We start from the raw sequence: 24,190 nt of genomic DNA, 5'->3' as shown, positions 1-24,190 counted from the left end.
GACCCGCCGGGCGGTCGGATGGACCGTCGACGGGAGCGCTCCGCCCACCATAGACCACCGTCAGTCCGCCGGAAAGTCACCGCCCAACGGCTGGACGGTCCGGGTGTCGCCGTCGTAGCTGCGCGCCGCCACGAGCGCGCCCGCCGGCCGCCCGCCGCCGACCACGGCGCGGGCCAGCCGCCGATCCCGGTCGCGGAAGCGCAGCGCGAGGCTCAGGTGCGGCACCCAGGTCCCCGGGGCGTGCCAGGGCCGCTGCCCGGGAACGCCGTGCAGCGCCTCCCAGACGGCCTCGTGCAGGGCGGTCAGCGCCGGGTCGGGCCGGACCAGCCACACCAGCGGGGCGCTGCCGTCGAGCACCGTCACCCGCTCCAGGGCGACCGGCAGCGGCAACGCGGTGGCGAACAGGACGGCGAGCCGGTCGGCGACACCGGGCGGGAACGCCTCGACGGCGGCCAGTGTCAGGTGCGGCCGGTTCGTCGGATGGCCGTGCCGGGCGAGGCTGGGCAGCCCCGCCTCGGCCAGCCGGTCCCAGGCGGTCCGCACCGTCCGCTCCAGCGCCGGGCAGCAGAGCAGTTCCACCGTACGCACGCCCGTCAGGCTAACCGGCGGGCGGGCTCGGCTGTGCCGGTCGGCACGGTGGGGCCGGTCGGCGGCACGGCCCGACCGGGGTGATGGAAAACTTTGCCCATGAGTTCCGCACCCACACCGACCGACCTCTCCGCTCCCGGCGACTCCGACGGCGGGCCCGCCTTCGTGGATCTCGGGCTGCGCGCCGAGTTGCTGGGCGCCCTCGCCGCGCTCGGCTACGAGGAGCCGACCCCCATCCAGCGGGAGGCGATCCCCCTGCTGCTGTCGGGACGGGACCTGCTCGGGCAGGCGGCCACCGGTACGGGCAAGACCGCCGCGTTCGCCCTGCCGCTGTTGCAGCGGATGCCGCAGAACCGCCAGGGCGGCGACCCGGTGTCGCTGGTGCTGGTGCCCACCCGGGAGTTGGCCGTGCAGGTCTCCGAGGCGTTCCACCGCTACGGCAAGGACCTGGGCGCCCGGGTGCTGCCGATCTACGGCGGCCAGCCGATCGGCCGCCAGCTACGTGCCCTGGACCTGGGCGTGGACGTGGTGGTGGCGACCCCGGGCCGGGCGCTGGACCACATCGCCCGGGGCACCCTGCGGTTGGGTTCGCTGGCCACGGTCGTGCTGGACGAGGCCGACGAGATGCTCGACATGGGCTTCGCCGAGGACATCGAGGCGATCCTGGAGCACGCGCCCGCGCAGCGGCAGACGGTGCTCTTCTCGGCCACCATGCCGGCCCGGATCGACGGGCTCGCCCGCCAGCACCTGACCGACCCGGAGCGCATCCAGATCGGGCGGGAGCAGCCGGTGGCCGGTGAGGCCCCCCGGGTCCGGCAGAGCGCCTACATCGTCTCCCGGGCGCACAAGCCGGCGCTGCTGGGCCGGGTGCTGGACGTGGAGTCCCCGACGGCGGCGATCGTCTTCTGCCGCAGCCGGGAGGAGGTCGACCGGCTCACCGAGACGATGAACGGACGCGGCTACCGGGCCGAGGCGCTGCACGGCGGGATGAGCCAGGAGCAGCGGGACCGGGTGATGGGTCGGCTGCGCGCCGGCACCGCCGACCTGCTGGTGGCCACCGACGTGGCGGCCCGGGGGCTGGACGTCGAGCAGCTCACCCACGTGGTCAACTACGACGTGCCGTCCGCACCGGAGTCGTACGTGCACCGGATCGGCCGGGTGGGCCGGGCCGGCCGGGAGGGGGTGGCGATCACCCTGGCCGAGCCCCGGGAGCACCGGATGCTCAAGACCATCGAGCGGGTCACCGGCCAGCGGATCACCATCGACAAGATCCCGACGGTGGCCGACCTGCGCACCCGGCGGCTGGCGCTGACCCAGGCGGCGCTGCGGGAGAGCCTGCTGGAGGACGACCTGGACCCGTTCCGGGTGATCGTCGAGTCGCTGTCGGACGAGTTCGACCTGATGGAGGTGGCGCTGGCCGCGGTCAAGCTGGCCCACGAGGCGGCCCTGCCGGGCTCCGACGACGAGGAGGAGATCCCGCAGGTGCCGGTCCGCCCGGCTCGGGAGCCCCGCCCCGGGTTCGACAGCCGGGGTGGGGACCGGCGCGGCGGCGGCCGGCCCCGCACGGGCGGCACCGCGCAGGTCTTCATCGGCCTGGGCCGCCGGGCCGGGGTACGCCCGCAGGACCTGGTCGGCGCGATCACCGGTGAGACCCGGGTGAGCGGCCGGGACATCGGCTCGATCGAGATCGCCGACCGGTTCTCGCTGGTGGAGGTGCCGCAGGGCGTCGCCGACGAGGTGATCGCCGGGCTGCGCAACAGCACCATCAAGGGCCGCAAGGCGACCGTACGGCGCGACCGCGGCGTCGACGGGCGCTGACCCGGACGCGACACCGGCCCGCCTCCCCACGCGGGATGCGGGCCGGTCGCGGCGGCTCAGAGCGGGTACGGCCCGAACCGGCCCCAGGCGACGAGTGCCGCCAGGACCAGCAGCGCCACGGTCACCACGGTGCCGGGGAGTTCCTTGGCGCGGGCGTGCACCACGATCGCGCCGGCCATCACGATGACCAGTCCGACGGCGGCCAGCGGGGTGAGCACCGTGGCGATGCCGGTGAGGCCGGGCAGGACCAGCCCCAGCGCGGCCAGCAGCTCGGCCGCGCCGAGCGCCTTGACCTGAAGCGGCGGGGTGTTCCGCACCCACCCCATCCGGTCGAGCAGCTTCTCCCTGGGCTGGGTGAGCTTGGTCAAGCCTGCGCCGGCGAAGAGCGCGGCGAGCAGGATCTGCACGATCCACAGGAACACGTTCACGGGTGGTCGCCTCCGGGGGGTGCCACCGGACGGTGGCGGATGCGGGAAACGGGAGAGGTCCAGGCTACGGGCCCGCAGCGGCCCCCGACGCCGGGCGCGACGTCGGGGGCCGTGCGGTGGGTTCCGGTCAGGCGGCGCCGACCGGTCGACCGCCGAGCGTGTCCGCGTCGATCTCGGCCGGGCGCAACGCCAGGGCGAGCACGTCGGCCACGTCGGCCAGGGTGTGCACGGTCAGCGCCGCGCGCACCTCGGTGGGCAGGTCGTCGAGGTCCGGCTCGTTGCGGGCCGGGATGATCACCTCGGTCAGGCCGGCCCGGTGCGCGGCGAGCAGCTTCTGCTTCACCCCGCCGATGGGCAGTACCCGCCCGGACAGCGTCACCTCGCCGGTCATCCCGAACTCGGGCCGTACCGGTCGGCCGGTCACCAGGGAGGCCAGCGCGGTGACCATGGTGATGCCGGCGCTCGGGCCGTCCTTGGGCACCGCGCCCGCCGGCACGTGCAGGTGGATCCGGCGTCCGGCCAGGACGTTCGGGTCGAGGCCGTAGCGCCGCCCGTTGGCGCGCAGGTAGGACAGCGCGATGTGGGCGGACTCCTTCATCACGTCGCCGAGCTGCCCGGTGAGGGTCAACCCGGGCTCACCGTCCATGCCGGTGGCCTCGATGAAGAGCACGTCGCCGCCGGCACCGGTGACGGCCAGGCCGGTGGCCACGCCGGGCACCGCCGTCCGTTCGGCCGACTCCGGGGTGAACTTCGGCCGGCCCAGGTAGCGGGCCAGGGTGTCGGTGTCGACCCGGACCGGGGCCGGGTCGGTGGCCAGGGCCACGGCGACCTTGCGCAGGATCTTCGCCAGGGCCCGTTCGAGCTGCCGGACGCCCGCCTCCCGGGTGTACTCCCCCGCGATCAGCGCCAGCACCTCGTCGGTGACGGTCACCTCGTCGGCGGTCAGGCCGGCCCGCTGGAGCTGCCGGGGCAGCAGGTGGTCGCGGGCGATGGCGACCTTCTCGTCCTCGGTGTACCCGTCCAGGGTGACCAGTTCCATCCGGTCCAGCAGTGGGCCGGGGATGGTCTCCACCACGTTGGCGGTGGCCAGGAAGAGCACGTCGGACAGGTCGAGGTCGACCTCGAGGTAGTGGTCGCGGAAGGTGTGGTTCTGGGCCGGGTCGAGCACCTCCAGCAACGCGGCGGCCGGGTCACCGGCGTATCCGACGGCCAGCTTGTCGACCTCGTCGAGGAGCACCACCGGGTTCATCGAGCCAGCCTCCCGCAGCGCCCTGACGATCCGGCCGGGCAGCGCGCCGACGTAGGTGCGCCGGTGCCCACGGATCTCGGCCTCGTCGCGGACGCCGCCCAGGGAGACCCGGACGAAGTTGCGGCCCAGCGCGCGGGCCACCGACTCGCCGAGGCTGGTCTTGCCGACACCGGGCGGGCCGGCGAGGGCGAGCACCGCGCCGGAGCCGCGTCCGCCGACCACGCCGAGGTTGCGCTCGGCGCGACGGTTACGCACCGCGAGGTACTCCAGGATGCGGTCCTTGACGTCGGCCAGGCCGGCGTGGTCGGCGTCGAGCACCGCCCGCGCCGCCGTCAGGTCGGTGTTGTCCTCGGTGCGCGTGTTCCACGGCATCTCCAGCACCGTGTCCAGCCAGGTGCGGATCCAGCCCGCCTCGGGTGAGGCGTCGCTGGCCCGCTCCAGCTTGCCGACCTCGCGCAGCGCCGCCTCGCGGACCCTGTCCGGCAGGTCGGCCGACTCGACCCGGGAGCGGTAGTCGGCGGAGCCGTCCGGCTCGTCCTCGCCGAGTTCCTTGCGGATCGCGGCGAGTTGCTGGCGGAGCAGGAACTCCCGCTGGGACTTCTCCAGCCCCTCCCGGACGTCGCTGTTGATCTGTTCGGTGACCTCCTGCTCGGCCAGGTGGTCCTTCACCCAGCCGACGAGCAGTTCCAGCCGGGCGGTGACGTCCGGCGCGGCGAGCAGTTCGGTCTTCTGCGCCAGGCTGAGCCACGGCGCGTAGCCGGCCGCGTCGGCCAGTTCGGACAGGTCGGTCATCCGCTCCATCGCGTCGATGACCTGCCAGGCGCCCCGCTGCTGGAGCACCGAGGTCATCAGGGCGCGGTACTCGCGGGCCAGGTCGCGGGCGCGGCCGGCGGGGGCGGGTTCGTCGAGCCGGGTGGCCTCCACCCAGAGGGCCGCGCCGGGTCCGGGGACGCCGGAGCCGATCCGGGCGCGGGCGAGGCCGCGCACCACGGCGGCGGGCTCACCGTCGGGCAGGCGGCCCACCTTCTCGATGGTGGCGATCGTGCCGACGGGGCCGTACTCGCCGTCGATGCGGGGTACGGCGAGCAGGGTCTTGTCGCCACTGGCCCGGGCGGCGTCGACGGCGGCCTGGGTGGTCGGGTCGAGGGTCACCGGGATGACCATGCCGGGCAGCAGGACGACGTCGGTCAGGGGAAGTACCGGAAGGGTTGCCATCGGACACCTGCCATCACTTGAGGTTGAGCGTGTCTCACTCAAGTCACAAACCGTGCCCCGTGTTCCGACCTGTGACCCAGGACACATCCCAGCCGTACCGCCACCGCCGGCCAGCATTGGCCGCACCCGGATTTCCCAGGATTGACGCGACCCGCCAAATGAAAGCAAGGCATATTGTTGCGGATTTGCCGCCAGATACGTCAAACTCTTAGCACACCCCGATCACCACAGGGAGTAATGGCGATGGCAAGGAAAGTAATCACCGTTCTGACCGACGACCTCGACGGCGGAAAGGCCGATCGGACCGTCGAGTTCAGCCTGGATGGGGCGGCGTACACCATCGACCTCTCCGACGAGAACGCGGGGGTGCTGCGCAAGGCCCTCGACGCCTACATCACCGCTGGCCGTCGAATGGGCCGGGGCGCCGTCGAGGCCGGTCGCCCGGCCCGCCGCCCGGCCCGCCCCGGCGTCTCGGGAATGGATCGCGAGCAGAACCGTGCCATCCGGGAATGGGCCACCAAGAACGGACACGAAATCTCCGAGCGCGGGCGCATCCCGGTCTCGGTCGTGGAGGCGTGGAAGAGCCGCTGACGACGAGCCGGACCACGAACGGACACGCCGGGGTCACGCTGGGATATCAGCGTGACCCCGGCGTTTTTGCCGTGTCCACATTTTCCACCCGGCGACCCCACACCGAAAACATCTGCCGGTAGGCTGCCCGGCCCGCCGGCGCACCCGGCGGGAACGGAACTGCGGGCCATCCCGGAGGTTTCCGGGATGGCCCGCAGTCGTCGCCCGTCGGGTCAGTTGACCCGGATACGCACCACGTCGAAGGCGGGGGTCTGGTTGGCCCGCTCCATCATCGGCACCCGGTGCGAGCCGTCACCGGCCCAGACCGCGCACTGCGCCGTACCCGACTGCGGCAGGCCCGGGATCTGGATGGTCACGTCGTCGGCCTGGTTGCCGCCCTTGCCGTCCTCGGTGGCCACGAAGAACGCCGGCACGTCCTGCGGGTTCGAGGGGGCCTGGTTGGTGTTCTGGAGCATCCGGCAGGCGGTGTGGAAGTGACCGCGGGTCAGGCCCTGACCGTTGAGCACCGAACTCTCCAGGTAGTAGCCACCCTGGCCGGCCGCCAGGAACCGGTCACGGACCAGGTTGCGGGTGGAGACCTTCAGGGTGAAGGCCTGGTTGCGCTGCACCTGGTTGGGGAACTGGGTGATCAGCAGCGACGGGTTGTTGGCCGCCGCGCCCACCTCGCCGAACGCGGTGCTGACGCACCGGTTGCCGTTCTGGAAGCCGTCGTGCGGCTGCAACCGGCTGTTGGCGCAGTCCTTGGCCAGCACGCCCAGGGCGTTGCCGTTGTTGCCGTTGTTGCCGTTGTTGCCGTTCTGGCCGTTGTTGTTGCCGTTCTGGCCGCCGTTGTTGCCGCCGTTGTTGTTCTGGCCGCCGTTGTTGCCGTTCTGGCCGTTGTTGTTGCCGCCGTTGTTGGCCGCGGCGGCCACCTGGCAGCCGGCGAGCTGCTCCAGACCCTGCGGACGCTGGGCGAAGCGGCCGATCGCGGTGGCGATCCGGTTCAGCGCCGACCGGCGCTTGTCGGCCAGCGGGCCGAGGATGGCGTTGTCGATGAACGCCTTACCGTTGCGCCCCTCGGCCGCCAACCGCTTGTTGGCGTCGTCGATCTGGGTCTTGAGCAGGGCGAGTTCCTTGTCCACCTCGGCCTTGGCCTGGGCCGGGATCTGCGGCAGCCGGGGGGTCACCTCCGGGCAGGCCACCGTCGAGGCCAGCGTGGTCACCGGCGCGTTGCCGGCCTTGACCGCCTGGCACTCGGCGACGGACATCTGGCCGTCACCCCAGTGGTTACGGACCCACCTGCCGTTCTGCCACGTCTGGGTGGTGCTGCCGCGCCCGCTCGGCGAGGTGGCACCGGGGCTCGGTGCGACGCAGGCCGACGAGACGTTGCGGGTCTGCTGCCTCGGCTTGTCCCCGGCCGAGGAGATCTGGGTGACGGCGGCGATACCGCCGAAGACGACGAGCGCACCGACCGCCGCCAGCAGCCGCTTGCTCCGCGCGTTACCGGATGACCGGCGTGCCCCTGTGGACCTGCGCATCGAATTGCTCTCCTTCTCGATCCGGTACCTGACTCGCGCCCCCGACGAGGAGACCCTTTCCGGGTCGGTCACCCCCGCCGGAGACGCTGCGACGTTCCGGTCGCACGTCGATGGCCGACGATGCCTTTCCGCACCGTCCGCCGCGTCGGGTGGCGCGGCTGGGAAGATCCTGTCCATTCCCGCTTAGGTACGGGCCGGCATCGGCGAAGGTTCAACGCGGATCGAGGAATCCCGGACCGTTTTCCGGGCCGGCCGCAATGTCACCAACCGTCGCCGGAAAATGACGGCCGGTCGTTCGGCGGCGGGGCGTTTCGACGGCGGTCAGTCCACGCAGAGGTGATCGAACGCGAACGGGGCGGCCAACTCGTCGCGCTGGTCCCGCAACGCGCGGATCTGCCGACGCAGGTCGTCCCGGTCGAGCAGGGCCGGTTCCTCGTCCTGCGCCCCGGCCAGCCGGTCGCCCACCGCCACCGCGGCGAGATCCTCGGCCAGCCGGCCCGGGTCCACCCCGCAGCGCAGCCGCGCCTCGTGCACCGTGACCCGCTCCACCAGGCACCGGCCGGGACGCACCTCGACCCAGCTCCACCCCTCGGCCGTCCCGTCGCCCCAGCGCACGTGCAACCCGCGCACGATCGGGTCGCTGAGCCGCCGCGACACGTACGCCTCGACGGCCGCCGCCCGGGACAACGCGCCGAGGTCGTTGACCGGCCCGGTACGTCCGTCCGGCAGCCGCCCGACGATGTCCCGGAAGTCCACCGGGGCGTCGTCCGACCCGTCCGGGGCAGCCCCGGCGGCGTAGGCGCGCGCGTCGATGACGTACGTGACGATGCGCCGGCCGTGCCCGGCGGCCCGCAGCGTCGGCGAGCCGATCCGCAGCACCGGCAGGCCCACGGCGGCGCACACCGCGGCGGCCATCCGCCCGGCCCGCTGCCCGGCCGACCCGGGGGGCGCGGTCGGTCCGACGGTCAGGGCGAACAGCGGCACACCGGTGTCGGCCGCGCAGACGACGTGGTCGAACTCCTCGCGCAGGGCGGAACTCCACTGGTGCCCGGTGACCCCGGCCGGCCGGCGCGTCACCAGGTCGCCGAGCCGGCGGGCGGCGTACACGGCCTGACCGGCCCGGACGAACAGCGGCGCGGCACCGGTCGGCACCGGCCGTAGCCGGGCGTCGTCGTCGGTGGCGGTACGCGTCATCGTGCGGTCGGTCCGTCCGTGGCAGGCGAGGGTGACCGGCCGAGTCTAGGACGTCGAGGGCGATCACCACCCCGCCGGTTCGGACGACGGACCCGGCACCAGGCGGTTGGTGCGCCCCGGGCGCGATCTCTACGCTCACGGGGTGCTGCACGACGGACCGGCCCCGGAACTGATGACCAAGCGGAGTCTCGTCACGGTCTCCCACGCCATCGAGCGGTCGGCGCTGGCCACCGCCGAGGACGGCCCGCTGGTGGTGATCGCCCTGTTCCAGCGGATGCCGTACTTCCAGCGGGAGCGGGAACGCTACGCCCGGATCGCGGCCGGCGCGGCGGTCACCGTGGTCGGGCTGGTCGGGCAGACACCGCCGGAGCTGCCCGCCGGGGCGTACCCGGTGACGATCGACGACACCGAGGAGCTGGCCCGGGAGTGGAGCGTGGTGGCGCTGACCCCCCGGTTCGGGGCGAGCCTGGTGGCCCGGGACCGCCGGGAGGTGGTGCCGGCCGACACCCTGGAGCAGGGGCGGCTCTTCGCCGGCCGCTGGGGGTTCCGCCGCGACGAGGCGTTGCACGAGGTGATCCGGCTGCGCGCGCAGCTCGGCGACCGGCTCCCCCCGGCCGCCTTGACCGCCGTCGACCAGGTGCTGCACCGGGTCCGGGACCTGCCGGCGACCCCCGGGGAGAGCCGGGCCGAGGCGGCGTTGCGGCTGATGGCCGACCGCGCCGAGCGGGCCCACCACAACGGGCCGGGCCGGCACGCCGAGCCGGAGGACGGCCCGTCGGGGCTGGTGGACGAGCCGACGCTGCGCCGCTGGACCGGGATGGACGGGATCACCGCCACCGGCACCCTGCCGGTGGCCCTGATCGGGGTGCGCGTCGGTGAGCCGGCCGGCGCCCCGGAACGGTTCGGACGCCGCAGCGCGGCACGCGAGGCGCAGGCCCTGATCGCCGCGCTGACCGCCCCGCTGCGCCCGGTCGACCGGGCCGTCCGCCTCACCCCCGACGAGTACCTGCTGGTGCTGCCGGCGTTGACCCGCGAGGAGGCGCTGGCGGTGGCCGGTCAGGTGCACGACTGCGTGGCCGGGCTGGCCAGGTCGTACCCGTTCGTGTCCTTCGCGGTGCACACGGCGGTCACCGTGACCGACCGGCGGCCGTTGCCGGTGGCCGAGGTGCGGCACGCCGTGCAGTGGGCGGCCCGGGAGGGCGTGCCGGTGGCCACGGTGGCCCGGGAGACCGTCGCCAGCGCCGCCCACTGAGGACGGGGGGACGACGTGCGGGTGGTCTCGCTGGTGCCGTCGCTGACCGAGGCGGTGGCGGTGACCGCGCCGGAGCTGCTGGTCGGCGCGACCGACTGGTGCGTGCACCCGGCGGGGCTGGACGTCGCCCGGGTCGGCGGCAGCAAGTACCCCGACCTGGACCGGGTCCGGGCGCTGCGGCCTGACCTGGTGCTGCTCAACGTGGAGGAGAACCGCCGCGTCGACGCGGACACCCTCACCGCGGCCGGGGTGCCGGTGCTGGTCACCTATCCCCGGACCGTGCCGCAGGCCCTCGACGAGCTGGCCGGGGTGCTCGCCGCGCTGGGGGTGACCGGGGAGCCCGGCTGGCTGCTCGACGCCCGCCGGGCGTGGGCCGCGCCCGCCGTCCCCGACCGCCCCCGGCGGGCGGTGGTCCCGGTGTGGCGGCGGCCGTGGGTGGTGCTCGGCGGGGACACCTTCGCCGGGGACGTGCTGCGCCGCCTCGGCGTGGTCAACGTGTACGACGACGACCCGGACCGGTATCCGCGTCCCGACCTCGACGCGCTGCGGGCCCGCCGGCCCGACCTGGTGGTCCTCCCCGACGAGCCCTACGCGTTCACCGCCGACGACGGGCCGGACGCCTTCCCCGGTGTCCGCTGCGCGCTGGTCTCCGGCCGCCACCTCACCTGGTACGGCCCGTCGCTGGCCGAGGCGCCGGCCCTGCTCGCCGCCCAACTCGCCACCCCGGTCTGACCCCGGCGGCCGGGAGGCGGGTCAGGCCACCGGGGTGATGCCCCGCTCCACCAGGCCGGCGTCGTCCACGTCGTACCCGATGGTGCTGGTGACCTGGACCACGCCGCTGACCTGGCCGGCGAGTTTCTCCGCCAGCTCGGCGGCGGTCCGCCGGTCGAGCCGGCCGTCCAACCGCACCGCGCCGTCGCGGACCTGCACGGTGACCAGCCCGTCCCGCACGGCCAGCACCCGGCGCAGCACCTCCTGCACCACGTCCTCACGGATCTCGGCGTCGGTGCGTAGGTGCACCCGCAGCAGGTCGCTGCGGGTGACGATGCCGACCAGCCGGCCCAGGTCGTCCAGGACGGGCAGCCGCTTGACCGCCTCCCGGTCCATCAGCCGGGCCGCTGCCGGCAGCGACGCCCCCGGGAAGGTGGTGACGGCCGGCGCGGTCATCAGCTCCTTCGCCAGCAGCGCCCCGGCCTTCTCCCGGGACGCCCGACGCCGCCGCCCGGTGAACACCCGACGTTCCTCCTGCGCCCCGGAGTGCTCCACCTTGTGCAGCAGGTCCGCCTCGGACACCACCCCCAGCACCCGACGGAAGTCGTCCACCACGGGCACCGCGCTGACGCCCCGGCGGATCAGCATGTCGACGATCACCCGGTACGGGGTCTCCTCCCCCACCGTGGCGACCTCCCGGGTCATCACGTCGTCCACCTGCCACGTCCTCATCACGACCTCCTCGCCCGGTTCTCCCGTCCGACGCTAGGGCCGCGCCGACCGGCCGGTACAGGGGCGGGTGGACCGGTGACACCGAGGTCGAAGGTCCCGTCCGGACGCCCGTACCAGGGGACTTAGGTCCCGGCCCGGCACGGACCGGTCGGCCCTGCCGGGACCGCGCCGAGCGGCGTGGAATGTAACTGCCACCGGGAAGTGCGGTGCCAGGCAGAGAAGGGACGTGGAGACCATGACCGCGACGATCGAGCGGAACACCACCGCCAGGACCATCGCACCGGTGGCCGGAACCGAGACCACCCGCCAGCGGGCCGCCCGGTACGTCTGGGCCGGAACCCGGCTGGCCCTCGGCTGGATCTTCGTCTGGGCGTTCCTGGACAAGCTGTTCGGCCTCGGCCACGAGACCGCCGCGAAGAACGCCTGGATCAACGGCGGCAGCCCGACCAAGGGTTTCCTCGCCTTCGGCGCGAAGGGCCCGTTCCAGGGGCTCTACCAGGACATCGCCGGGGCGGCCTGGGCCGACTGGCTGTTCATGATCGGTCTGGCCGGGATCGGGGTGGCCCTGCTGCTCGGCATCGGGATGCGGATCGCCGCCGTCGCCGGGGGTCTGCTCATGGTGCTGATGTGGACCGCCGTCCTTCCTCCGGAGAACAACCCCTTCATGGACGACCACCTGATCTACGCCGCGGTGCTGGCCGGCCTCGCCCTGGTCGGCGCGGGGAACACCCTCGGCCTCGGCCGGATCTGGGCCACCCTCCCGCTGGTCCGCCGGTTCGGCTGGCTCAGGTGACCGGTCCCACCCAGCCCGGGTGGTCGACCGACCGGCAGGGGCGTCACCGCCACGGTGACGCCCCTGCCGTGTGCGCGTAGGACCCCGCACGTGCGGGGTCTTGCGCGCGTGCCGGGTCCCACGTCGCGCGCGGCCCGCGACGCGCGTCGGTCCTGCGACGCGCGGGCCCGGTCGGCGGGGCCCACGGCAGCCGGGGTGCCCCGATCGGGCAGGATCGACACCGTCCGGACGACCGGGTGACGACAGAGGAGAACAGCAGATGAACACGCCCCAGGCAGGCAAGCCGGAGATCGGCCCGATCGAGGGGGCGGCCCCGGCCGACCTGGTGATCGAGGACATCACCGTCGGGGAGGGCCCGGAGGCGCGTCCCGGCCAGCTCGCCAACGTGCACTACGTGGGGGTGGCCCACTCCACCGGCCGCGAGTTCGACGCGTCCTGGAACCGGGGCGAGGCGTTCGAGTTCCCGCTCGGCGGCGGTCAGGTCATCGCCGGCTGGGACCAGGGCGTGGTGGGGATGAAGGTCGGCGGTCGCCGTCGGCTCACCATCCCGCCGCACCTGGGCTACGGCAGCCGGGGCGCGGGCGGCGTGATCAAGCCGAACGAGACCCTGGTCTTCGTGGTCGACCTGCTCGGCGTGCGCTGACGCCGGTCGGGGCCGCCGGCACCGCCCGGCGGCCCCGCCGCCGCACGGCCTGATCGCCGCACCCCGCCGCACGGCCTGATCGCCGCACCCGGTGGCGCGGCCCCGGCCGGGCTCCGGTGCTGCCCCGGTCGCCTGCCGCTCCAGGCACCGCCGGGTGTCGCCGGGCCTGCGGTCAGGCGCAGGCGGCCAGCGGGCGGGACCCGGTCGCGACCGGGACGTCGCCGTGCCGGACGGCGATGACGCGGTGCAGGCCGCCGACCCGCAGCACCCGGGCGACCACCGGATCGGGGTCGACCACCACCAGCTCACCGCCCCGGGCCCGGACCCGCAGGTGGGCGGCGACCAGCGCCCGCACCCCGGCGGCGGACAGCAACCGGACCCCGGAGAGATCCAGCCGGAGCAGCGGGCGGGCCGGCGCGGCCCAGAGGGCGGCCCGGAACGCGCCGACGGTGGCGATGTCGATCTCACCGGCCGCGCGCACCTCGACCACGTCGTCGGCCACCCGCAGCCGCACGTGGAACCGCTCCTCATCCTGCGTCATGCCCCGAATCTAGCCCCCACCTCTGACGTTTCCGCCCTGCCCAGGGCGGGTTTCGGGGTAGTCCCAGGGTCGCCCCGGAGCCGACCCCGAGTCCTTCTCAGGGTGGAGTCGCACCTGCGACGACCGGCCGTTCCGACGGCCGGTCGTCGCAGGTGCGGTCTTCTGCGTCAGCCGCCGCTGGCCGACGGCGCGGGGGCCGGCGACGAGCCACCGGCGACCGCCCCCGGGTGCGGCGCGGCGGTGGCGGGCGCCGGCTTCAACCCCGGCGGTACGGGCAGCGCGCTGCCCCGGGCGAACTCGGCCCAGCTCGTGTTCCAGGCGGTCCAGCCGTTGCCGGGCCGCAGCGGCACCTCGGTGCCCTTCACGGTGACCAGGTCACCGACCTGGGTGATGCCCATCAGCCAGTCGGCGGCGGCCGAGGAGACGTTGGCGCAGCCGTGCGAGACGTTGGTGTAGCCCTGGTCCCCCTCCGACCAGGGGGCGGCGTGGATGAACTCGCCGCCCCAGGTGAGGCGCTGGGCGTCCTCGACGTCGACCACGTAGCCGCCGTCGGGCTCCCCCCGGGTGTCGAAGCGGGTCTGCTGGTGCTTCTCCATGATCACCATTTTGCCGCTGGAACTCGGGGTGCTCGGCTTGCCGAGGCTGACCGGGATCCGGCGGACCAGCCGACCGTCCTGGAAGACCGACATCTGCTTGGTGGCGTTGTCGATGTCCAGGGCGACCTGCCGGCCGATCTTCGAGGTGGACCGCCGGTCGGCGTCACCGACGTACTCCTTGCCGATGGGCAGCCCCGCAAGCGCCGACCGGACGCTGATCGTCGTCCCGGGACGCCAGAAGTCGGGGGCCCGGTAGTAGACCTGGCTGCCGTCCTCCAGCCATGACCAGGTGCCCGGCTGGGGCGGATCGGTCCTCACGAACAATCGTCGCTGCACGGCCGCCCTGGCCTCTTTCGGAACGGCCGGTTCGAATGCCACCGTGACCGGCATCGCCGTGCCGTACGTCTGGTTCCCGGCGAAATAGAGCACGCTGGTCAGCGCCGACCGGTTCGTATTCGTCGCGGCCGTCGTGAACGTGGTGCGCCCGACGGTCGTCCGGCCGGCGTCGCCGGTCGCGGTGACCTCCGCGGTGTAGGTCCGGCCGCTGCCCAGCGGGGCCGCCGGCACCCAGCTCGACCCGTCCTCCCGCGGCTCCCCGGCCACCACCCGGCCCTTGTCGTCGGTGAGCTTGACGCTGGTCACCCGGCCGTTGCTCACGGTGGCACCGACCTCCGCGCTGACCGGGACGTCCTTCGCCCGGTCGGCGGGGGTCACCGTCACCGTGGGGGCCGCCGCCGCGCCAGGTGCCGCCCCGGCCGACGGCTTGCGCTCGGCGGTACACCCGCCGAGGACCAACGGTGTGGCTGCGATGGTCACCGCCATGAGCGTCAATCGCCGCCTCACGTCCATATTCCATCCCCCGTTTCCAGTCCCGTTGGCCACATTCTGTACAGCGTTTCTCGGGCCGGGCCGGGCTTTCCGGGGAACCGGACGCGCGGGGCCGGGCTTATCGACCCGGCCGGGCCACCGGGGGCCACGGTGCCGCCGATGTCCGGGATCGGCCGTGCCGGGACACCCCGACCGGTCAGTCCCAGTCCTGGTCGCCGTGGTTGCGGTGCCACCGCCCACCGACCGGCGGGGTGTCCAGTCGCAGGGCCGCCACCGCGTTGCCGGCCAGGTCGTTGTCCTCGACCCGGCAGTCGACGCAACTGCCCCGGGGGGTGATCCACATCCCGTGGGTCTGGGTGCGGTCGTCGTGGTTGTCCCAGATCCGGTTGCCGCGCACCGTCGCCGAGTCGAACGCCGCGTTGATCGCGATGCCGGCCCGGGTCGGCGGCGCGGCCGGCAACTCGTACGGGGTGCCCGGCAGCGGGGTGTCCCCGCTCCACCCGCTGTAGGCGTCGGGACGTACCGGGGCGAGGTGCAGTTCGGTGGCGGTGTTCGTGGCGACCACGGCGACCCGCCGGCCGACCCGCAACACCGTGCCCCGGTGGCTGTCCTGCGCCCAGGTCGCCGAGCGGTCGACCAGGGACCGTTCGCTGTAGCGGACCGACTCGCCGCCACCGTGGGACGCGTCGGCGCACCGCCGGCCGTTGTTGCGGATCCGGTTGTCGAGCACCATCGCGTCGGTCATCGGGCGGTCCACCCGGATCGCGTCCAGGCCGTTGCCCCAGAACTCGTTGCTCTCCACCACCACGTCCTGCGCCGGGTGCGGATAGCCCCGCCCCAGGTCGTGCTGGTGGTAGCCGTAGCCGCCGTTGCCGCTGATCCGGTTACCCCGCACCGTGTACGGGCCCGGGGTGTTGCCCACGCTGATCCCGTCGCCCACGTTGCCGTCGATGACGCAGTCGGTGAGCAGACCACCGCGGCCGGCGACCCCGGAGGTGCCGTTGCCCGACACGTCGAAGCCGGCCTCCAGGTTGCCGGTCATCGTGCAGCCGGTGACGATCAGCCCGTCGGCCCCCCAGTCGGAGATGCCGAACCGGTTGCCCTGGCTGTGGCAGCCGACGATCCGGTACCCGCGCGGCGGCGTCCAGTAGTCCTTCTGGAGTTCCAGGAAGATGCCGTTGGTGCCGTTGGCCAGGGCGGTGCAGTTGGCGATGGTGAGCCGCTCCATGTCGCCCCAGCCGCCGATGCCGATGCCGATGCCCGCGCCGCCCATCTGCTCGCCGTTGTCCAGCCGGCCGCAGCCGACCACCACCACCCCGTCGACCAGGGTGTCCTGGAGGAAGTCGCAGCCCAGGCCGCTGGCCGCCGTGTGGTGGATGTAGAGGTTGCGGAACACCCCGCGCACCACGTACTGCAACCCGAGGCCCTTGGCCAGGTAGTTGTACTCGGCCATGGCCACCCCGGAGCCGTCGATCTCGAAGTCGGCGAAGGTGCAGTCGGCGATGTGCCGGTCCCGGTCCGCGCCGTGCTGGAGCACCGTCCAGAACGCCAGCGGCGTCGGGTCACTGCGGTTGCCCTCGTTGCTGAGCAGGAACCGGGTGGCGGCCGGGCCGGCGCCGATCAGCGACACCCCGCTGCGCCACACCGTGCCGGCGTCGCGGATGGAGTAGATACCCGGCGGGCACCAGATCACCCGGGCCCGCCCGTCGGCCGCGTAGCCGTCACCGAGCCGGTCCACCAGGGCCGCCAGCGCGGGTTGGTCGTTGGTCACCCCGTCGCCGGTCAACCCGTAGTCGTGGGCGTTGCACCACAGCGGCGCACCGGCGACGGGGGGACGGCGGTCCCGGACGGCGACGGGCAGACCCTGGTACGGCACGGGTGGCTCCTCTCGGCGGTACGTCCACGACCGACACGGCAGGGCCGCGACCGGGCGCGCGCAGGGCGGCAGCCGCCGGCGTACGCCCACCCGACGGTGCGGCGCATCCGCGCGACCTGCGCCGGTTTCCCGGCCCGTCGGGCGGAAAACCCGACCGCCCACCGGTGCTGCCCGGCGAACCGGACGAACGCCGGGCCGCACGACGGAGCCGGCCACCCCGCCCAGGGTGACCGGCTCCGGGCGTACCGGTCAGACGTTCGCCACCAGCAGCGCCGGTTGTTCGACGCAGTCGGCGACGTGGCGCAGGAACCCGCCGGCCACCCCGCCGTCGCAGACCCGGTGGTCGAAGGTGAGGCTGAGCTGGGTCACCTTGCGGACGGCCAGCTGCCCGTCGACCACCCACGGCTTGTCCACGATCCGCCCCACCCCGAGCAGCGCCGCCTCCGGGTGGTTGATGATCGGGGTGGAACCGTCCACCCCGAACACGCCGTAGTTGTTGAGGGTGAAGGTGCCGCCGGTGAGCCGGGCCGGTGGCAGGGTGCCGGCGCGGGCGTCGGCGGTGGTCTGCGCCAACGCGGCGGCCAACTCCCTGGTGGTCAGCCGCTGGGCGTCGCGCAGCACCGGCACGAGCAGGCCCCGGTCGGTCTGCGCGGCGATGCCCAGGTGCACCCCGGCCGACTGGACGATGCGCTGCCCCTCGGTGTCGACGTGGGCGTTGAGCTGCGGGAACCGGCGCAGGCCGCTGAGGCAGATCCGGGCCAGCAGGGCCAGCACGCTGACCGGCGCGTCCGGGGTGGCCGCGTTGATCGCCGCCCGGGTGGCCAGCAGCGCGGTGGCGTCCGCGTCCACCCAGATGGTGACCTCGGGGATCTCCCGACGGCTGCGGGAGAGCTTGTCGGCGATCACCCGACGGATGCCGGTGAGCGGGATGACGACGTCGGACGCGTCGGCCGGAGCGAGCCCGACGTGCGCCGGGGCCGGCTCCGCGACGGCGGCGGGCCGCCCCGGGCCGGGCGGGGCCGGGTCTGCGCTGTGCTGGTCACGCGCGGCGGCGCGGCCGGCGGGCCGCTGCGGCGGGGTGGCCAGGGCGGCCTCCACGTCACAGCGACGGATCACACCACCCGGACCGGTGCCGCGCAGGCTGCCCAGGTCCACCCCGTGGTCGCGGGCGAGCCGACGCACGATCGGGGAGATGACCAGGACGGCCGTCTCGCCGGTCGGGGCGGTGCCGCCCCCCACCGGCCCGACGGCACCGCCGGCGGCCACCCCGGCGGAGGCCGCAGCGTCCACACCCGCGCCGGCCGGGCCCCTCGGCGCGGACGGCGGGCCGGTGGCGGGCTCGGGGGCACGCTCCGCGACGGCTGCGGCAGCACCACCGGCGACCGGCTCCGGAGCCAGTGTCAGCCGGGGGCGACGCCGGCGGCGGGCGGAGCCGCCGTGGCCGGTGCCGTACCCGATCAGGACGTTGCCGGAGCCGGCCCGCTCCTCCTCGCGGTAGGTGGCGTGCCCGGCGGGCTCGTCGCCGCCGTCGGCCGGCGCGACGGTGATCAGCGGCTGGCCGACCGGGCGCGTCTCGCCGGCCGCGCCGTGCAGCGCGACGACCCGCCCGGCGTACGGGCAGGGCACGTCGACCACGGCCTTGGCGGTCTCCACCTCCACCACGCTCTGGTCCACGGTGACCAGGTCACCGACGGCGACCTTCCACTCGACGATCTCGGCCTCGCTCAGCCCCTCACCCAGGTCGGGCAGGAGGAACACCCGGGTGCCGGTGGCGGTGCGGGCGCTCACGCCGCGCTCCCCTGGGCCAGCCAGCGCGGGTCGGGCCGGTCGTCCCACTGGAGGCGGGCCACGGTGTCGAGGACCCGGTCCACCCCGGGCAGGTGGGTGTGCTCCAGCATCGGCGCCGGGTAGGGGATGTCCAGCCCGGACACCCGCAGCACCGGGGCGTGCAGGGCGTGGAAGCAACGTTCCTGCACCCGCGCGGCGATCTCCGCGCCGACCCCGGCGAAGCCCTGCGCCTCGGTGATCACCAGGCACCTGCCGGTGCGGCGGACCGAGGCGGTGACCGTGGCGTCGTCGAACGGCACGATGGTGCGCACGTCGACGACCTCCAGGTCCCAGCCGTCCTCCCGGGCGGCCTCGGCGGCCTCCAGCGCCACCGGCACCGCCGGGCCGTACGCGACCAGGGTGGCGTCGGTGCCGCGACGGCGCACCACGGCCCGGCCGAACGGGGCGGTCCGGGCCGGCAGCGCGGCCTCGCCGCTGGCGAAGTAGAGCTTCTTCGGCTCCAGGAACACCACCGGGTCCGGGTCGGCGATCGCCTCCCGCAGCAGCGAGTACGCGTCCTCGACGGTCGCCGGGGTGACCACCTTCAGGCCGGGGGTGTGCGCGTAGTACGCCTCCGACGAGTCGCAGTGGTGCTCCACCCCGCCGATGCCACCGGCGTACGGCACCCGGATGACCATCGGCACGCTCAGCGCGCCCCGGGTGCGGTTGCGCAGCTTCGCCACGTGCGAGGCGATCTGCTCGAACGCCGGGTAGGCGAACGCGTCGAACTGCATCTCCACCACCGGCCGCAGCCCGGACATGGCCAGCCCGACGGCGAACCCGACGATGCCGGCCTCGGCCAGCGGGGTGTCGAAGCAGCGCTTGTCGCCGAACCGGGCCTGCAACCCGTCGGTGATCCGGAAGACCCCGCCGAGCTGCCCGACGTCCTCGCCGAAGACGAGCACCCGCTCGTCGTCGAGCATCGCGTCGGCGAGCGCGGCGTTGAGCGCCTTCGCCATGGTCATGGTGGCCATCAGGCGTCCCCCTCCGCGTCGGCGGCCAGCTCGGCCCGGACCATCTCGCGCTGCTCGACCAGCTGCGGGGTCGGCTCGGCGTAGACGTGCTCGAACAGGCTCAACGGGTCGACGACCGGCTGGGCGTGCATCCGCTCCCGCAGGTCGGCGGCGTACGCCTCGGCCTCGGCGGCGACCTGCGCCACCGCCGCGTCGTCCAACTCGCCCCGGCTGCGCAGGTACGCCTCCAGCCGGGCCACCGGGTCGCGGTCCCGCCACGCCTCCACCTCGTCGGGGTCCCGGTAGCGGCTGGCGTCGTCGGCGTTGGTGTGCGCCTCCATCCGGTAGGTGTGCGCCTCGACCAGGTACGGCCCGTGCCCGGCGCGGGCGTGCGCCACCGCCCGGGTGAGCACCGCCAGGACGGCGACGGGGTCGTTGCCGTCGACCTGCTCGCTGGGCACCCCGTAGCCGACGCCCTTGTAGGCCAGGCTCGGCGCGGCCGTCTGCCGGGACAGCGGCACACTGATCGCGTACTTGTTGTTCTGCACGAAGTAGACGACCGGGGCCTTGAACACGGCCGCGAAGTTCAGCCCCTCGTGGAAGTCGCCCTCGCTGGTCGCGCCGTCGCCGATGAAGGCCAGCGCGACGGTGTCCCGCCCCTGGTAGGACTCCCCATAGGCAAGACCGGCGGCGTGCACGCACTGGGTCGCCAGCGGGGTGCACTGCGGCGCGGTGCGGACCACGGTCGGGTCGTACCCGCAGTGCCAGTCGCCGCGCAGCAGGGTGAGCACCTCGACCGGGTCGATGCCCCGGGCGGTCAGCGCCATCGACTCCCGGTAGGTGGGGAAGACCCAGTCGTCGTCGCGCAGCGCCAGCACCGCGCCGACCTGGCAGGCCTCCTGGCCGCGCGAGGACGGGTAGACGGCGAGCCGGCCCTGTTTGGTCAGGGCGGTGGACTGCGCGTCGAAGCGACGGCCGACGACCATCCGGCGGTACATCTCGCGCAGCGTCTCGACAGGCGGTGCGGGCAGGTCGGCGCGGGGTGGCAGCGGGGTGCCGTCGGGGTCGAGCAGCCGGACCGGTTCGGCCTGCGGGAGCAGGCCGGTCGTCGGGTCGGGGGCGACCGGGGTGGCCGGTCGACGGGTACGCGGGGATGCCCTGCGGACCGCCTGGGGTGTGGTCGTCACGGCGGGGACCTCCTGGACGTGTGGTGGCCCTATGCTCCAGCCGTTGGATGATTGACTCAACATTCCCGGTGAACGCGGGACGATTGGCCTACCGAGGAGTATCTGATGAGCCAGCAGACCACCCCGCCGCCGGGCCCACCGGGCGCAACGGGACGTTCGGTCACGCCGCTGGACGAGGTGGACCGACGGGTCCTCGACGAGCTGACCCGGGACGGCCGGCTGTCCATGCGTACGCTCGCCGAGCGGGTGCACGTGTCGCGCACCAACGCGTACGCCCGGGTGGAGCGGCTGCTGCGCGAGGGGGTGATCACCGGGTTCCGGGCCCGGGTGGCACCCGAGCCGGCCGGGCTGGGCACCTCGGCGTACATCTCGCTGACCATCCAGCAGAACACCTGGCGGGAGGTGTCAGCGGAGTTGGCCCGGGTGCGCTACATCGAGCACGTGGCGCTGCTCAGCGGGGAGCACGACGTGTTGGCCCTGGTCCGCGCGCCGGACAACGCCACCCTGCGGGACGTGGTGCTCAGCCGGGTGCAGGGCATCGCCGGCGTGCTGTCCACCCGTACCTGGCTGGTCTTCGACGAGTTCGACGGGGCCGCCAGCCCCTGGGCCTGAGTGGCGGCCCGGCCGGTCAGCCCGGCGACGAGCCGGCACCCGGTCGGTCAGCGTTACGGCGGGGCAGTAGGGCGGCCGGTCAGCGCTCCGGTGGGGCGGCCAGGCCGGCGCGGTCGGCCAGCGCCAGCAGCGGCTCCAGGGAGAAGCGGTCGCCGTCCAGGCCGGCGTGCGGGTCGCCGCGCTCGGCGAACCGGGACGGCATGCTCAGCACGTCGAAGTCCTCCGGGCGGGCGTCGTCCAGCTCCGCCCAGTCCAGCGGGGCCGACACCAGCGCCGCCGGGGTGGGCCGGATCGAGTACGCCGAGGTCACCGTGTGGTCGCGGGCCATCTGGTTGTAGTCGATGAAGACCGGCCGGTCCCGCTGCTCCCGCCACCAGGTGGTGGTGACCAGGTCGGGCAGCCGCCGCGCCAGCTCGTGACCGAGGGCGAGCACCGCGCGCCGGCACTCCCCGAAGCTCCACCGGGGCTCGATGGACAGGTAGACGTGCAGGCCACGCCCGCCGGTGGTCTTGGGGTAGCCGACCATGCCCAGCTCGGCGAGGAACGCCCGGACCTCGTGCGCCACCGGCACCACCCGGTCGAAGCCGACCCCCGGCATCGGGTCCAGGTCGATCCGGAGCTGGTCGGGGCGCTCCACGTCGGCCGCCGTCACCGGCCAGGGATGGAACCGCAGGGTGCCGAGGTTGGCCGCCCAGATCACCACCGCCAGTTCGCCCGGCGCGACCTCGTCGGCGGTCCGGCCGCTGGGGAACGTGAGGTGTGCGGTGCGCACCCAGTCGGGCGCGCCGGCCGGGAGCCGCTTCTGATAGAAGGCGTCACCCCGGTTGTCCTGCCGGGTGCCGATCTTCGCCCCCGCGAACACGCCGCGCGGCCAGCGCTCCAGCATCGTAGGCCGGTCCCGCAGGGCGCGCAGGATGCCGTCACCGACGGCCAGGAAGTAGCCGACCACGTCCCGCTTGGTCAGCCCGCGCTCCGGAAAGTAGGGCTTGTCGGGGCTGGAGATACGGACCAGCCGCTCCCCCACCTGGATCTCCTCGGCCGCCGTCGCCACGCTCACACGGTAACGGCCACCCCCGACACCCGGAGCCGGCTCACCGGATCGCAGCGATACGCGGCGGGCTACGCCTCGGGTTGCCCGACGTAGGTGCCGCGCTGCGGCACGGTGTAGACCAGCCCACGCTCGCGAAGCTCCGCGACGGCACGCCGGGCGGTCCCCCGGGCCACCCCGAACTCCTGAACGATCGCCGCTTCGCTCGGAATCGGTCGATGCGCCGCGAGGTCACCGTTGCTGATCCGACCAGCCAAGATGTTTGCCACCTGGCGGTAGACCGGCACCGGGCCGTCTGGATCGATCATGGCAAGAAACTAATCGAGCCAAGACGAGGCAGGTTCTTTAGCTACGTCTCTAGACGTTCATGCTTGTACATCACTACCGTAAGTGGCAGCTCGTGACGATCAGTCATCTGGGCTGCCGGTAGCGGTCCGGGTACCTGATCGGGGATCGGTGCCCGGATCTGCCCGTACCCGGGAGGGGTCCCATGCCGATGGACGACGGACCGGTCACGCCCGCCCTGGTCGTCTGGACCGCGCAGCGGGTGCTGGCGCAGCACCACGAGGCACCGGACGGGCCGCCGCCCCTGCGCCGGTGCTTCCAGTGCCGCGACGGCGGCTGCCACATGCTGACCTGGGCCCGCGACGTGCTGCGGGCTCACCGGCGACCGCCGCCGGTCCCCCACTAGGCTCCCCGCCATGGCGATCTATCTCGACGTACACCCGGAGAACCCGCAGCCACGGACGGTCGCCCGGGTGGTCGACCTGCTGCGCGGCGACGGCCTGGTCGCCTACCCGACCGACTCGTGCTTCGCGCTCGGCTGCCAGCTGGGCAACCGGGACGGTCTCGACCGGATCCGGGAGATCCGGCAGCTGGACAGCAGGCACCACTTCACCCTGGTGTGCCGGGACTTCGCGCAGCTCGGGCAGTTCGTGCACATCAACAACGCGGTGTTCCGGTCGCTGAAGGCGGCCACCCCGGGCAGCTACACCTTCATCCTGCCCGCCACCAAGGAGGTGCCGCGCCGGCTGCTGCACCCCAGGAAGAAGACCGTCGGGGTACGCATCCCCGACCACCCGGTCGCCCAGGCGCTGCTCGCCGCACTGGGCGAGCCGCTGGTGTCGAGCACCCTGCTGCTGCCCGGGGAGACCGAACCGATGACCCAGGGCTGGGAGATCAAGGAACGGCTCGACCACGCCGTCGACGCGGTCATCGACTCCGGCGAGTGCGGCACCCTGCCCACCACCGTGATCGACTTCTCGCAGGACGAACCGGAGATCGTCAGATACGGCGCGGGCGACCCGACCCGCTTCGAGTAGCCACCTCCGGTCAGGGCGCACCGGGGTCCGCCGGCGGAAGCGGCAGCGGCTCCACGACCGGATCGACGTCACGGGCGGAGTGCACGGGTGCCGGCCGGGCGGGACCCGTCGTCCGGCTGTGCCGGCGGCCCGCACCCGGCGGCCCGGAGTGTCGGGACACCTCGCAGGTGACCAGGTGGATCGGGGCCGGCGGCACGGCGAACCGCCCCGGACCCCAGCGCACCCAGAGGGCGACCCGGCCGGCGGCCGCCTCGGCCGTCAGCTTCTCCCAGGTACGCCGCCGGTCGGTGTGGTCGACCTCGACGACCACGGGTGGCCCGTCGCGGCGGGCACACGCCACGTCCAGCACCGAGTGCCGGTCGGTCATCGGCGGGGGCAACGGCAGCACGCTCGCCGCCCGACGGTAGGACCGCCAGCCCTGCTCGGCGGCCCAGGCCGACACCGCCTCCACGATCCGTGCGGTCACCTCGTCGGTGCCCAGGTCGACGAATTCGAGCCGGTCCAGCCAGCAGGTGAGCGATGCCGCCAACCGTTCACCGTCCGCCCCACCGTCCACGCCGGCAGGGTACCCACTCACCACTCGGCCCCGCCCCCCGGACCGCCGACCGCCCGCGTGATCGACTCCAGGTCGACGAAACGGCGGTTTCCGGCCGCACCGGGACCGCGACA

24 protein-coding genes are annotated in these 24,190 nt (G+C 73.9%); 9 read left to right on the top strand and 15 right to left on the bottom strand.

Annotated elements, in window-relative coordinates:
- Nucleotides 1–60 precede the first annotated feature (60 nt).
- Entirely contained in the window at nucleotides 61–588 is a 528-nt protein-coding gene (locus tag JQN84_RS23365; protein ID WP_204960651.1) for a 2'-5' RNA ligase family protein, read from the bottom strand.
- 99 nt (nucleotides 589–687) lie between these two features.
- Between JQN84_RS23365 and JQN84_RS23360 the strand changes: the two genes are divergently transcribed.
- Nucleotides 688–2,406, top strand: a complete 1,719-nt coding sequence (locus JQN84_RS23360; protein ID WP_204960650.1) for a DEAD/DEAH box helicase — start codon at nucleotides 688–690, stop codon at nucleotides 2,404–2,406.
- Nucleotides 2,407–2,462: 56 nt separating this feature from the next.
- Here JQN84_RS23360 and JQN84_RS23355 read toward each other — a convergent pair whose 3' ends face one another.
- Nucleotides 2,463–2,834, bottom strand: a complete 372-nt coding sequence (locus tag JQN84_RS23355) for a DoxX family protein (protein ID WP_204960649.1) — start codon at nucleotides 2,832–2,834, stop codon at nucleotides 2,463–2,465.
- Nucleotides 2,835–2,961: 127 nt separating this feature from the next.
- Nucleotides 2,962–5,298, bottom strand: coding sequence for an endopeptidase La (lon, locus tag JQN84_RS23350; protein ID WP_204960648.1), 2,337 nt, complete (start codon nucleotides 5,296–5,298; stop codon nucleotides 2,962–2,964).
- 243 nt (nucleotides 5,299–5,541) lie between these two features.
- Between lon and JQN84_RS23345 the strand changes: the two genes are divergently transcribed.
- Complete coding sequence (locus JQN84_RS23345; protein WP_204960647.1) at nucleotides 5,542–5,889, top strand: histone-like nucleoid-structuring protein Lsr2; 348 nt, start codon at nucleotides 5,542–5,544, stop codon at nucleotides 5,887–5,889.
- A 212-nt stretch (nucleotides 5,890–6,101) separates the two neighbouring features.
- Here JQN84_RS23345 and JQN84_RS23340 read toward each other — a convergent pair whose 3' ends face one another.
- Entirely contained in the window at nucleotides 6,102–7,406 is a 1,305-nt protein-coding gene (locus tag JQN84_RS23340) for a hypothetical protein (protein WP_204960646.1), read from the bottom strand.
- Between the two features lie 321 nt (nucleotides 7,407–7,727).
- Nucleotides 7,728–8,600, bottom strand: a complete 873-nt coding sequence (locus JQN84_RS23335; protein WP_204960645.1) for a hypothetical protein — start codon at nucleotides 8,598–8,600, stop codon at nucleotides 7,728–7,730.
- A 142-nt stretch (nucleotides 8,601–8,742) separates the two neighbouring features.
- On the opposite strand from JQN84_RS23335, the gene JQN84_RS23330 reads away from it, so the two are divergent.
- Together JQN84_RS23330 and JQN84_RS23325 are read left to right on the top strand one after the other, a co-directional pair.
- Nucleotides 8,743–9,852, top strand: a complete 1,110-nt coding sequence (locus JQN84_RS23330; RefSeq protein ID WP_281897186.1) for a DICT sensory domain-containing protein — start codon at nucleotides 8,743–8,745, stop codon at nucleotides 9,850–9,852.
- Between the two features lie 15 nt (nucleotides 9,853–9,867).
- Nucleotides 9,868–10,584, top strand: a complete 717-nt coding sequence (locus JQN84_RS23325) for a helical backbone metal receptor (protein WP_204960644.1) — start codon at nucleotides 9,868–9,870, stop codon at nucleotides 10,582–10,584.
- Between the two features lie 21 nt (nucleotides 10,585–10,605).
- Here JQN84_RS23325 and JQN84_RS23320 read toward each other — a convergent pair whose 3' ends face one another.
- Nucleotides 10,606–11,295: a CBS domain-containing protein gene (locus tag JQN84_RS23320; protein ID WP_204960643.1), complete on the bottom strand. Its 690-nt coding sequence runs from the start codon at nucleotides 11,293–11,295 to the stop codon at nucleotides 10,606–10,608.
- A gap of 226 nt (nucleotides 11,296–11,521) precedes the next feature.
- Here JQN84_RS23320 and JQN84_RS23315 point away from each other — a divergent pair, with 226 nt between their 5' ends.
- A complete protein-coding gene (locus JQN84_RS23315) occupies nucleotides 11,522–12,088 on the top strand; it encodes a DoxX family protein (RefSeq protein WP_204960642.1) in 567 nt (188 codons plus the stop codon).
- Nucleotides 12,089–12,347: 259 nt separating this feature from the next.
- Nucleotides 12,348–12,731 (top strand): FKBP-type peptidyl-prolyl cis-trans isomerase, encoded by a 384-nt coding sequence (locus JQN84_RS23310; RefSeq protein ID WP_204960641.1) that lies wholly within the window; start codon nucleotides 12,348–12,350, stop codon nucleotides 12,729–12,731.
- A gap of 172 nt (nucleotides 12,732–12,903) precedes the next feature.
- Here the strand turns inward: JQN84_RS23310 and JQN84_RS23305 are convergent, their stop codons facing one another.
- From JQN84_RS23305 to pdhA, 6 genes are all read right to left on the bottom strand, one after another.
- A complete protein-coding gene (locus JQN84_RS23305) occupies nucleotides 12,904–13,272 on the bottom strand; it encodes an STAS domain-containing protein (RefSeq protein ID WP_204960640.1) in 369 nt (122 codons plus the stop codon).
- A 167-nt stretch (nucleotides 13,273–13,439) separates the two neighbouring features.
- On the bottom strand, nucleotides 13,440–14,717 hold the full coding sequence (locus JQN84_RS23300) for a L,D-transpeptidase (RefSeq protein WP_204960639.1): 1,278 nt from the start codon (nucleotides 14,715–14,717) through the stop codon (nucleotides 13,440–13,442).
- 175 nt (nucleotides 14,718–14,892) lie between these two features.
- Nucleotides 14,893–16,572 carry a right-handed parallel beta-helix repeat-containing protein gene (locus tag JQN84_RS23295; RefSeq protein WP_204960638.1) on the bottom strand — a complete coding sequence of 560 codons (1,680 nt, stop codon included), beginning with the start codon at nucleotides 16,570–16,572 and terminating at the stop codon, nucleotides 14,893–14,895.
- A 249-nt stretch (nucleotides 16,573–16,821) separates the two neighbouring features.
- Nucleotides 16,822–18,360, bottom strand: coding sequence for a dihydrolipoamide acetyltransferase family protein (locus JQN84_RS23290; RefSeq protein WP_204960637.1), 1,539 nt, complete (start codon nucleotides 18,358–18,360; stop codon nucleotides 16,822–16,824).
- Nucleotides 18,357–19,373: an alpha-ketoacid dehydrogenase subunit beta gene (locus JQN84_RS23285; RefSeq protein WP_204960636.1), complete on the bottom strand. Its 1,017-nt coding sequence runs from the start codon at nucleotides 19,371–19,373 to the stop codon at nucleotides 18,357–18,359. Before JQN84_RS23285 ends, JQN84_RS23290 begins: the two co-directional genes overlap by 4 nt.
- The gene (pdhA, locus tag JQN84_RS23280) at nucleotides 19,373–20,572 is read right to left on the bottom strand and encodes a pyruvate dehydrogenase (acetyl-transferring) E1 component subunit alpha (RefSeq protein ID WP_204960768.1); all 1,200 of its coding nucleotides are present in this window, start codon (nucleotides 20,570–20,572) and stop codon (nucleotides 19,373–19,375) included. Before pdhA ends, JQN84_RS23285 begins: the two co-directional genes overlap by 1 nt.
- A 72-nt stretch (nucleotides 20,573–20,644) precedes the next feature.
- On the opposite strand from pdhA, the gene JQN84_RS23275 reads away from it, so the two are divergent.
- Nucleotides 20,645–21,151: an Lrp/AsnC family transcriptional regulator gene (locus JQN84_RS23275; protein WP_204960635.1), complete on the top strand. Its 507-nt coding sequence runs from the start codon at nucleotides 20,645–20,647 to the stop codon at nucleotides 21,149–21,151.
- Nucleotides 21,152–21,230: 79 nt separating this feature from the next.
- On the opposite strand, the gene JQN84_RS23270 is transcribed toward JQN84_RS23275, so the two are convergent.
- Together JQN84_RS23270 and JQN84_RS23265 are read right to left on the bottom strand one after the other, a co-directional pair.
- Nucleotides 21,231–22,202 carry a DNA polymerase domain-containing protein gene (locus JQN84_RS23270; protein WP_204960634.1) on the bottom strand — a complete coding sequence of 324 codons (972 nt, stop codon included), beginning with the start codon at nucleotides 22,200–22,202 and terminating at the stop codon, nucleotides 21,231–21,233.
- 68 nt (nucleotides 22,203–22,270) lie between these two features.
- Entirely contained in the window at nucleotides 22,271–22,507 is a 237-nt protein-coding gene (locus tag JQN84_RS23265; RefSeq protein WP_204922898.1) for a GntR family transcriptional regulator, read from the bottom strand.
- A 188-nt stretch (nucleotides 22,508–22,695) separates the two neighbouring features.
- On the opposite strand from JQN84_RS23265, the gene JQN84_RS23260 reads away from it, so the two are divergent.
- Both JQN84_RS23260 and JQN84_RS23255 read left to right on the top strand, forming a co-directional pair.
- Nucleotides 22,696–22,890, top strand: coding sequence for a hypothetical protein (locus JQN84_RS23260; RefSeq protein ID WP_204960633.1), 195 nt, complete (start codon nucleotides 22,696–22,698; stop codon nucleotides 22,888–22,890).
- A gap of 10 nt (nucleotides 22,891–22,900) precedes the next feature.
- On the top strand, nucleotides 22,901–23,521 hold the full coding sequence (locus tag JQN84_RS23255) for an L-threonylcarbamoyladenylate synthase (RefSeq protein WP_204960632.1): 621 nt from the start codon (nucleotides 22,901–22,903) through the stop codon (nucleotides 23,519–23,521).
- A gap of 10 nt (nucleotides 23,522–23,531) precedes the next feature.
- Here JQN84_RS23255 and JQN84_RS23250 read toward each other — a convergent pair whose 3' ends face one another.
- Nucleotides 23,532–24,077, bottom strand: a complete 546-nt coding sequence (locus tag JQN84_RS23250) for a hypothetical protein (RefSeq protein WP_204960631.1) — start codon at nucleotides 24,075–24,077, stop codon at nucleotides 23,532–23,534.
- Nucleotides 24,078–24,190: the final 113 nt, after the last annotated feature.

Origin of the sequence: Micromonospora humidisoli (assembly GCF_016900955.1) — a bacterium.
GTDB classification, from domain to species: domain Bacteria; phylum Actinomycetota; class Actinomycetes; order Mycobacteriales; family Micromonosporaceae; genus Micromonospora; species Micromonospora wenchangensis.
Note: the sequence above shows the minus strand (reverse complement) of the source record. Positions and strands in the feature narration are given on the sequence as shown.